Below are 11,549 nucleotides of genomic sequence, written 5' to 3' on the forward strand. Positions count from 1 at the left end.
ATAATGATTCTGAAAGAATGCGGGAGACTAGATGTATATCAGAAATCTCAAAAGGGGCGCTTCTCGTGGATTACTTTCTAGTGTCTTGTTGTGGTTGCTTTTGTCAGGATGTATGGTTGGTCCTAATTACCAGAAAACATCTTTTCGTGTTCCAGCAGTTTGGGGAGAAAAATCTGCACAGACTGCAGGACAGCCAGTTGCGCTTGCCGGATGGTGGCGGCGTTTGAATGACCCTGTTCTAGATGCATTAATGGATTATGCGATTTCTGGAAATAATAATGTTGCTGTTGCCAAAGCTCGGGTACGTGAGGCGCGTGCGAGTTTAGGACAGGTTGTGGGAACTCTTTTGCCAAATGTGTCCAATTCAATTTCAGGAACCCGTAGTCATTCTGCACAGTCTGATGCATTGTTAAATCAATACCGTAGTGGTTTTGATGCAAGCTGGGAGCTTGATTTTTTTGGTGGGCATAAACGAGCGGTTGAAGCAGCGCGTTATGGTCTTGATGCGGCTGTGGAAGATATGCGTGCTACCATGGTGACATTGTTAGGAGATGTGGCAACAAATTATGTACAAATGCGTGGTTGGCAACAGAAATTGTTGATTGTGCGTCAAATTGCTGTATCACAACGTAAAACCTATGAATTGATGCGTGCTAGATTAACAGCTGGGGATGTTTCTGAGCTCGATGTTTCAAATGCGCAAGCACAAATGGCAAATACAGAAGCAGATATATCACAGATGGAAGCGAATTTAGCAATGAGCGTTCATCGCCTTTCTGTCTTAACTGGTCGTGTGCCTACGGCATTGAAGGCTCTTTTACAAAAAAATACTAAGCATGCAAAGATTCCACAACCGCGCTGGCCGATACCAGCAGGAATTCCAGCCGATATTTTGCTAACACGTCCGGATTTACGACGGGCAGAACGTCAATATGCGCAAGCGACAGCGCGGATTGGTCAACGTGAAGCAGATCGCTATCCATCACTTACTTTAACAGGTAATATTTCGACAGCAGCAACGGCGATAGATCAGTTATGGAAAAATTCAACGATTGGCTGGTCTTTTGGACCTGGTCTGCGTTTTCCTTTTTTTAATGGAGGTCAGGTTGAGGCTTCTATTGCTGTTGCGCGTGCACAGCGTGATCAAGCTTTTATTACTTATCGGGCTGCTGTTTTGGGAGCTTTAGAAGATGTAGAAAATGCGTTGGTAAGATTAACTAAAGAACATCAACGCTTAGAAAAGCTAATCATTGCGAATAAAGCTTCTCTTCATTCCTTAAAACTTTCACGGAGTCTTTTTGAGAATGGAAATACCAGTTTTCTTGAATTGTTAAACGCTGATCGCTCTTATTATTCTGCACAAATGGCACTTAAAGATAGCCGTGTTTCTTTGGTTACGCAATATATCACGTTGATGAAAGCATTGGGGGGGGGCTGGGATGGCGTTGTTGATGTATCACGTCCGGAAGTCGTTGATGGTGCACCTCGTTCGCGTGCAAAGGTAGGAAAATGAAAAAAAGTCTACTCAAAAATTTCATTACAAAACACAAAAAACTTTCTTTCTTTTTAGCTGCTATATTCCTTCTTCTCTTGTTTTTATGGTTGCGTTCTGTTGTTTTTGGAACATCTAGCCCAACTTATATAACCGCGGTGGTGAAGCGTGGGGATATTGAGGAAAGTGTTTTAGCTTCTGGTCTTGTACGTCCTTATCGGTTGGTGGCTGTTGGTGCGCGTGCAACAGGGCGTGTGGTGTCAATGCGCGTTTCTCCTGGGAGTGTTGTGAAAGAAGGCGATCTCTTGGCAGAAATTGATCCTACAGATCAAGAAAATGATTTAAAAAGAAAAAAAGCAGCATTATCTCACTATTATGCGAGTTTGGTAGAACAAGAAGCCCATCTTTCTCTTGCGCAGAAAAATTTAGCACGTCAGAAAAAAATGATCGAGTCACGTGCGGTTTCACGGGCTAATCTGGATGATGCTGCGACACAAGTAAAAATACGTGAGGCGCAAATTGCTCAACTTCAACAGCAGATTGTGCAAGCACAAATTGATGTGGATAGTGCAGAGGTCAATTTAGGTTATACACGCATAACTGCCCCTTCAGCGGGAACGGTTTTGGCAACAGTTGTGGAAGAAGGGCAGAATGTGAATGCGGTTCAGTCGGCGCCAACAATTGTTATTTTGGGCGATTTGTCAAAGATGACGATCAAGGCGCAAATCTCAGAAGCTGATGTTCTTAAAGTTCAGGCTGGACAACCACTTTATTTTACAGTTTTAGGGAATGCGCAGCGTCGTTATGAGGGCGTTTTAGAAAAGATAGAGCCGGCTCCTGAAGCAATTCGTTCTGATGTGAGTATTAACCCTGGTATGGTAGGGGGGTCTAGTGCTTTAATCTCATCAGCTATTTATTATAACGGAATTTTACATGTTGATAATGCGGACAATTTTTTGCGAACCTATATGACTGCTCAAGTTCATATTATCTTAGGGCGTGCCCAAAATGTTTTGTTGGTTCCAAGCGATGCTTTACGCGATGAGACAAAAGAGCATAAGGCATGGGTTTCTGTTTTGGAGGGGGGGAACAAGGTGGTTACTAAACAGGTGAGCGTTGGGTTGAATAACAAGGTGATGGCAGAGATTGTTTCAGGACTTAATGAGGGTGATGTTGTTATCACCGGCTCGCCTGATGGGGTGATGCCAGAACCTTCTGACGTGCATAGTGAAGACGAGATTTAAATCATGAACACAAACCAAGCAGATGCTGTCCTTGTGTTGGAAAATATTGTACGTAAATTTCCAGCGGGCGAAACATTTGTTACTGTTTTGAAGGATATCAATCTTACCATTAAGCGTGGTGAAATGGTAGCGATTGTGGGAGCTTCTGGTTCAGGAAAATCTACATTGATGAATATCTTAGGCTGTCTTGATCGGGCAACTTCTGGTCGTTATTGGATTGCAGGGAAAGAAACAGCCTCTCTTTCAGCTGATGAATTGTCGGCTTTGCGGCGCAATCATTTTGGTTTTATTTTCCAGCGCTATCATTTGTTGAATGAATTGACAGCTCTTGGGAATGTTGAAATTCCGGCTATTTATGCAGGATGTGCTGTGGAAGCAAGGAAAAAGCGTGCACAAGATCTTTTAACGCGCTTGGGCATGGGTGATCGGGTGAATCATCGTCCAAATCAACTCTCAGGTGGTCAGCAACAACGGGTGTCTATTGCTCGAGCGTTGATGAATAATGCGGAGGTTATTCTTGCCGATGAGCCAACTGGTGCACTGGATAAGCAGAGTGGACAGGAAGTGTTGCGTATTTTGGATGAGCTTCATCAAGAAGGTCGTACTATTATCATTGTAACCCACGATATGCAGGTGGCCAAAAGAGCAGAGCGTATTATCGAAATCAGTGATGGAGAAATTATTGCTGACAGTATGACAAAGGTTGCAAAGAAAAGAGCAGCAGGGGCAAAAATAAAAACGGATAGTCAATCTTTTTATGAAAAACAGAAACTAAAAGTTAAACAACAGCTTGGCTCTTTTCGGTCTTTTGTTGAGCGGTTTCGTGAGGCATTTATTATGGCTTTGTTGGCAATGAATGCACATCGAATGCGAACTTTTTTAACAATGCTTGGGGTGATTATCGGTATTGGGGCGATTATTGCTATGGTGGCTTTGGGAAATGGTACACGAGAGAAAATTTTGGAAAATTTTAAAAGCTTGGGTGCTAATACATTAACAATTTTACCTGGCAAAAGTTTTTCTGATCCACAAGCAGAGAAAATAACAACTCTTGTTGAAGCTGATGCAGAAGCCTTGTCTGGGTTACCTTATGTTTCTGGTGTAACACCTCAGATTTCAACAAGCTCGAAAGTGCGTTTTGGTGCAGTTGAAGTCAATGCCGTCATTGTTGGGGTGGGAGAACAATTTTTTCAGACACAGGGGCTTAAAGTTTTCAAAGGACAGTTTTTTGATCAAAAAAGTGTGCATGATCGGGCGGTTGATCTCGTGATTGAAAAAGAAGCCTTGTCTGTTCTTTTTCCCCATAGCCATGAAAGTCCCCTTGGCAAAGTGGTGCACGTGGGTAATGTTCCAGCGCGTATTATTGGTGTTGTTGATTCGCAAAATCACGCAAATGGAAACACATCAAATACATTACAGCTTTATTTGCCCTATACAACAGTGCAAACGCGTTTTCTTGGCACAACAGAAGTTCGTGCAATTACTGTTAGGATCTCTGATGATGTCGATTCACATTTAGCGGAAAACATGGTGAAACGGTTTCTCATTATGCGGCATGGTGGAGAAGATTTTTTCATTAGAAATTCAGAATTCTTTCGTGAACGTATCATGGAGAGTACACATATCTTAACACTTTTAATTTCTTCAATTGCAGCGATTTCCCTGATTGTAGGTGGTATTGGGGTGATGAATATTATGCTGGTCACCGTTTCTGAGCGGATCAATGAAATTGGTGTGCGTATGGCAGTTGGTGCACGCCAAAGTGATATTTTGCAGCAGTTTCTCATTGAAGCGGTGTTGGTTTGTGTCATTGGTGGTGGTTTGGGGATTCTGTTTGGGCTTTCTATCGGTGGTTTATTTCTTCTGTTTAAGGCGCCTATCCACTTGGTTTATACGATTGATTCGATCATCCTATCCCTTACTTTTTCGACCCTCATTGGAATCTGTTTTGGCTTTTCTCCAGCGCGGCAAGCTTCACGGCTTGACCCTGTTGTCGCTCTTTCACGCGATTAAGCTTTATCAATTGGGGCATGTTTGTTGTGAGGCTTTCTACTTAGATGAAGTGTTTATGAAGCGAAACATGGATGGGAAAAGTTTAGCGTTATTCGCTGTTCTATTTTAGAAAACGCTTTGTTCGTTAAGTGGAGCATGCTTTATATAACGTTAAAGGATGAAGTTTTATGACACAACGTATCATGAATAAAGTTCCCTTGTATTTTTATAGCGATACAAAATACAAAGCGCGATAACTTTAGGATTTTAACCTAAAAATAGGCGTGGAAGTGGAGTGTATATCTGTTAACAAACAAGATAAAAAAGAAGAAAATTTAAACGAAAAACAGCTTATATCTAAAAAAACGAACGGGTATACGAGGCGGGTTGGTCTTCTATAGTTTTTCTTTTCCTTTTGTTTATTTGTGGCCCTGTTTTTTACTCACAAATTGTATGGCAAAGGGAGGGGCGTTGGTATTGGTAACGTTTGGTTTTAAGATTCTTTATGGCTTTATGCGGCGGAGATATAGGTTTTTACGAAGCTCCAGTTTTGTAGGGAGAACGAGATGAATACACTTATGGGCTCATGTTGCTGGGAATGTTAATTGCTGTATTCATTACTATGTGTATTGGTGTAGCTGGTTATTGGTTTTATGATATACTTTAATTGCGTTTAGCACCTCCTGAATATGCGCTTAAACTATTTTCAATAGATAAATATCAAAAAAAGCTCACCAAAATAATGAAGCAAATCTCTACATTCTTGTAAGTGATTACATGATATTTATCAGGGATGTGGGAAGAGCAGATTCTACACTTTTGTTGATAAGTAAAACTTTATTCATTTGTTTTGCTTAGTACATATTCCATTATAAATATCGGTTCATTCAGTAAATCGAGAAAGCTAAAGTCTTTTGGGTGGAACAATAGGCATTGACCAATTTGGCTAGACTCGATAATTGAAAGTATTTTGAGTTGGGTGGAAGCATGACGCTGCAATCGCTTTTACAGACATATCGTGACGAAGCGCGTACCGAACGAGACAAAGGTACATATTTTGAGCGTTTTGCTCTTGCTTATCTGACACATGATCCTCTTCAGTCTGGATGTTATGAAAAGGTTCAAACCTTTAAAGATTGGGCTCGTGAAAATGGTTGGGATGGTCATGATACTGGTATCGATCTTGTGGCAAAGATTCGTAATGAAGAGGGTTTTGCAGCAATCCAATGTAAATTTTATGATGCAGCATATCGGATTAGAAAAGCAGATATTGATAGTTTTATTTCGGCATCAGGGAAAGCTCCATTCAAGCGGCGTGTTATTATAGATAGTACTGAAAGTGCTTGGAGTGATAACGCTGAAACAATGATACGGGGGCAGGATATTCCTGTTATACGGATTAATCTTTCCGATATACAACAAAGTCCGATCCGTTGGGAAACTTTTGCAGCCCAGGGCAAAATTGTGTTGGAGGATAAAAAGAAAATCCGTCCACATCAGCAGGATGCGTTGCGTGATGTGCGTGCTGGGCTTGCTCAAGCAGATCGGGGTAAGCTTATTATGGCTTGTGGTACTGGTAAGACATTTACCAGTCTTAAAATTGCTGAGGATTTAGCGGGTGAAGGCAAGTTTGTTCTGTTTCTTGTTCCTTCCTTGGCACTGATGTCACAGACGGTCCGTGAATGGACAACGGATGCAGAAATCGGATTGAGATCCTTTGCTGTCTGTTCAGATACACAAGTGGGAAAGCGTCGTAAAAATAGTGATGATGTTGCTGAAATTGATGTGTTTGATCTTGCTTTTCCGGCGACAACAGATGCTGCTAAACTTGCAGAACAGGCGGGTAAGAGTGTTGCAGATAGGATGACCGTTGTGTTTGCAACCTATCAATCCATTCAGGTAGTTGCGGATGCTCAGAAAAAGTATGGTTTGCCAACATTTGATCTTATCATTTGTGATGAAGCGCACCGTACAACAGGGGCAACGCTGGTTGGAGAGGATGAATCCAATTTTGTTAAGGTGCATTCTAATGATGTTATTCGTGCCAAGAAGCGCCTTTATATGACAGCGACACCACGTATTTTTGGTGATAACGCAAAAAGTCGCGCGAATGAAGTTAATGCCGTTCTTGCTTCGATGGATGATGAAAAGCTTTTTGGTAAAACACTTTTTTATCGGGGGTTTTCTTGGGCAGTACAAAATGATCTTTTAACGGATTATAAGGTTATTGTCTTAGCAATGGATGAAAAATTGGTCAGTTCCGCTGTTCAGAAGCGTCTTAGTGATAACAAGTCTTCACTTGTTCTTGATGATGCAACGAAGATTATTGGTTGTTATAAGGCGCTGACAAAACAAGATCTGAAGGCTGATGTTGGTGCTGATCCACACCCCATGCGTCGTGCTTTGGCGTTTTGCAAGACTATTGAAAGTTCTGAACTGGTGCGTGATGAATTTTCTGCGGTTGTTAGAGAATATCTTGATTATACGAAAGAGGATACGGAAAAAGAGCATTTTCTGAAGTGTGAAATTGAGCATGTTGATGGCACTTTCAATGCGAAGGATCGTGGTGCATTACTTGATTGGCTGAAAGCTGATAGTGGTGAGGATGTTTGTCGTATTTTGACCAATGCACGGTGTTTGTCTGAGGGGGTGGATGTTCCGGCTCTGGATGCGATCATGTTTTTAAATCCACGTAAGAGCCAGATTGATGTTGTGCAAGCGGTTGGGCGGGTGATGCGTCGGTCTGAGGGCAAAAAGATGGGGTATGTCATTTTGCCAATTGGTATTCCCTCTGGGATTCCAGTGGAACAGGCTTTGAACAACAATGATAAATATCGGGTTGTTTGGCAAATTTTAAATGCTTTGCGTGCGCATGATGATCGTTTTGATGCGACGATTAATAAGGCATCGCTGAGCCAAGATATTAGCAATGTGATTGAGATTATTGGTGTCACACAGAGCACTGAGTTACAGGCTGTTACAGCTGTTGTAGACAATCTTCCACTACGCTCACAGCCTGCACGACCGGGAATTGGAGCACCGGAATATGATTTAACTCGTACAGATCAGCTAAACAAGGAGTTTTCTTTCCCGGTGGATGAAATTTCTCGTGCGATTTTGGCAAAGATCGTCAAGAAATGTGGGACACGTGATTATTGGGAAGATTGGGCGAGCAACATTGCTGAAATTGCTAAGAATCATATTACGCGTTTAACAGGTATTCTAGCAGAGCCAAATACTGAGGCGCGTCAAGCCTTTGACAGGTTTGTGGCAGAACTGCGTGATGATTTAAATGATGCTGTTACAGAAGCTGATGCGATTGAGATGTTGGCACAGCATATTATCACGCGTCCTGTCTTTCAGGTGTTGTTTGAAGGGTATCAGTTCACACGTGAGAATCCTGTCTCGCGTGCTATGCAGCGTATGCTTGATGTGCTTGATGAGGCAAACCTTGATAAGGAATCTAAAGATCTTGAAAAATTTTATGCAAGTGTAAAATTACGCGCCAGTGGCATTACGGATCCAAAAGCAAAACAGAGGTTGATTGTAGAGCTTTATGATAAGTTTTTTCGTTATGCTTTTCCACGTACTGTAGAAAAACTAGGCATTGTTTATACCCCCGTTGAGGTTGTGGATTTTATTTTGCACTCTGTCAATGATGTCTTAGAGCAAGAATTTGGGCAAATGCTTGGCTCATCGGGTGTGCACATCATGGATCCCTTTACTGGAACGGGAACTTTTATCACGCGGCTTTTACAATCGGGTCTGATAAAACCAGAGGAGATGAAGCATAAATTTTGTCATGAAATTCATGCCAATGAAATTGTGCTTTTAGCCTATTATATTGCAGCCATTAATATTGAAACGACCTATCATGGTCTTATGGGGGGAGATTATGTTCCCTTTGAGGGAATTTGTTTAACTGATACATTCCAGCTTTATGAGCAAGAAAAGGACCTGATCAGTGATTTGCTGGTGGATAACAGCACACGTCGATCACGCCAGAAGGAACTGGATATTCGTGTTATTGTTGGCAACCCTCCTTATTCTTCGGGGCAAAAAAGTGAAAACGACAATGCGAAAAATATTGGCTATCCTAAATTGGATCGTCGCATTCGTGAAACTTATGCTGCTCAATCCAAAGCGAGTAATGTTAATGGACTTTATGACAGTTATATTCGTGCTATTCGCTGGGCAAGTGATCGCATAAAAGACTGTGGTGTTATTGGTTTTGTGACAAATTCAGGTTTTATCAATGGATATTCTACGAGTGGATTACGAAAAGAATTGAATGAAGAATTTTCAAGCATTTATGTTCTCAATTTGCGTGGTGATATTCGCAAAAATATGATGAGCAAAGGACGTGCTCAAGAAGGGCAAAATGTTTTCGGCAGTGGAAGCATGACGGGAATTGCTGTGACACTATTTATTAAAAATCCAAATGTCATGGAGCATTGCAAAATTCACTATTACGATATTGGTGATAATTTCACGACAAAAGAGAAATTATCTCAACTTCAGCGGTTGAATAGTGTTGGTGGGATCAAGCGTGCACAAGGCTGGCAGATGATTACACCAGATGAGCATGGTGATTGGTTGGATCAGCGCAACAGTGATTTTGAAAAATTTCTGGCCTTAGGTGATAAGAAGGGCAGTGATAAAAAACTCTTTGAAACGTTTTCTCGTGGCATACAAACTGGTCGTGATGCTTGGGCATATAATTTCAGTTGTGAAACTTTAGCCAATAATATGAGCAAGATGATTGCTTTTTATAACGGTGAAGTAGAGCGTTTTAATAATGCTTATGCACATTCTGATCGTAAAACACGTATAGGTGCTGTAGACGATTTTGTTAACACGGATGCCAAAAAGATCAGTTGGAGTCGTGCACTTAAACAACAGTTAGCTAAAGGAAAGGTTTTTGAACTTAAAGAGACATGTCTTATTCAGAGCTCATACCGTCCTTTTACACGACAGTGGCTCTATTATAATCGTGCTTTTAATGAAATGATTTACCAAATGTCGCGTATATTTCCATTAGAAAAAGCGGTTGAAAATAGGGTAATACAAATTACAGGAGTTGGAGCAAGTAGTGGTTTTTCTGTTCTGATGACTAATTATTTATCCAATCTTCATACAATGGATACTGGTCAGTGTTTTCCACGGTATGTTTATGAGGATGCTGAGTCCTTGAAAAATAAGGAGGGGGATCAGGTTCATTTGTTTGCAAATTTTGCAGAGGAAAGCAAAGAAACTGGTTTGCAGCGGCGTGATGCACTCACGGATGAAGGGTTGGTATATTTTAAGGCTGCCTATCCTAGTGAAATGATTACAAAGGATGATTTGTTTTATTATGTTTATGGGATTTTGCATTCTGAAGATTACCGTGCTCGTTATGCGCATAATTTGTCTAAACAATTGCCACGTATCCCAACAGTTAAAAAGGTAGAGGATTTTTGGGCTTTTGTAACAGCGGGGCGAAAACTTGGTGATTTGCATATGAATTATGAAGAGGTTGAGCCCTATCCTGTTACCTATAAACAGGGTGATCCAAGAACTTGGATGATTTCTGATGAGAAGAGCTTCTATCGTGTTGAAGCGATGAAATTTGCTGGTAAGCGTGGTGCTATTGATAAAAGCACAGTGATTTATAATGCGCATATCACGATGCAGAATATTCCTCTTGAAGCTTATGATTATGTGGTCAATGGCCGGTCTGCTCTTGAATGGGTTATGGAGCGCCAGATTGTCAAAACGGATAAAGCGAGCGGTCTTGTGAATGATGCTAATCGCTATGCTGTTGAAACGGTGGGTAATCCGGCCTATCCTCTGGAATTGTTTCAGCGGGTTATTACAGTAAGCTTGGAAACAATGAAAATTGTTCGCAGTCTTCCAAAATTGGAAGTGAGAGAAACTGAAAAGGTTAAGTTATCCATTGTGCGGTAAAACAGCGCTGTGTTGTAACAAACTGGCACTATCACACACCTTGCCAGCTCGTGGGTATTGCGACAGCTCTTGGCACTTGAGACAAGTCCATAAGAGGCATGTCTTTTTTGTACAGTTTTACGCCACGCAAGCTCTCTTCCCTTGTGATGTACAAGTCCTTTGTGATGTGCAAGCAAATGGTTTTGATTGATTCAACAGAGAATATATTTAAAATGAGAGAATCTGATGATATTGAGAGCTCTCATTCAAGTTGTAGCGTATAAACTTTCCTTATAAATCAATGTGTTGCATGTGATAAAACATCTTAGGTAGTAGACGGATAAAATGATGACGCATGCGCTTTAGCGACCGTGATGAATAGCTTTAAGCAGAGCTTGTTCGTTGAGTCTTATGTGAGTAAACCATATAAATGGGGAAGCTGAGAGGAACCTGCCCAGAGAAGTAGGATTGTTTACAAACCGTTGCTGATGGGAATCATCGTCCTTTGAGATGTTGGAAGAAAATCACAACTCTCATGAAATCTGTCCTTTGAGCAGGGGTGATTGGAAGTGAGCAGGGAGAACGCGTTAGACAAGAAGCTGGATTGTTATTGTTTACAGATCGCTAGAGTTTAAAAATTTTCGTTCTTTTTTGGGGAGGCAGCCAAACAAAAAGTGTTTTTAGTGGGAAATGATTTCAAAAAAGATTGCGATAAAGAACGTGGGATGTTCGTGGTGGTGTGCGTTTTGAGCTTATTCCTATCTGTGATCTAAAATGCTCTTATGAAGATGCTTTGTTGAATGAAGAGATTGTTACTAATATATTGGTTTATAATGATAGTTTAACCTTCACTCTGTTGAATGAGAAATCTAAGTATCATAAATTTTCTTATTTTA

4 protein-coding genes are annotated in these 11,549 nt (G+C 41.1%); all 4 read left to right on the forward strand.

Features of this window, described 5'->3' with window-relative positions; translation table 11 throughout:
- The first annotated feature begins 31 nt into the window (after positions 1-31).
- Positions 32-1,513 (forward strand): efflux transporter outer membrane subunit, encoded by a 1,482-nt coding sequence (locus ACFIJQ_RS06685; protein WP_375629300.1) that lies wholly within the window; start codon positions 32-34, stop codon positions 1,511-1,513.
- Positions 1,510-2,736, forward strand: a complete 1,227-nt coding sequence (locus tag ACFIJQ_RS06690; protein WP_375629303.1) for an efflux RND transporter periplasmic adaptor subunit — start codon at positions 1,510-1,512, stop codon at positions 2,734-2,736. The genes ACFIJQ_RS06685 and ACFIJQ_RS06690 overlap by 4 nt, the downstream gene beginning before the upstream one ends.
- Positions 2,737-2,739: 3 nt before the next feature.
- Positions 2,740-4,749 (forward strand): MacB family efflux pump subunit, encoded by a 2,010-nt coding sequence (locus ACFIJQ_RS06695; protein ID WP_375629306.1) that lies wholly within the window; start codon positions 2,740-2,742, stop codon positions 4,747-4,749.
- A gap of 966 nt (positions 4,750-5,715) precedes the next feature.
- Positions 5,716-10,674: a DEAD/DEAH box helicase gene (locus tag ACFIJQ_RS06700; protein WP_375629309.1), complete on the forward strand. Its 4,959-nt coding sequence runs from the start codon at positions 5,716-5,718 to the stop codon at positions 10,672-10,674.
- Positions 10,675-11,549 lie beyond the last annotated feature (875 nt).

Source organism: Bartonella sp. TT67HLJMS, assembly GCF_042193375.1.
Classification (GTDB): Bacteria; Pseudomonadota; Alphaproteobacteria; order Rhizobiales; family Rhizobiaceae; genus Bartonella; species Bartonella grahamii.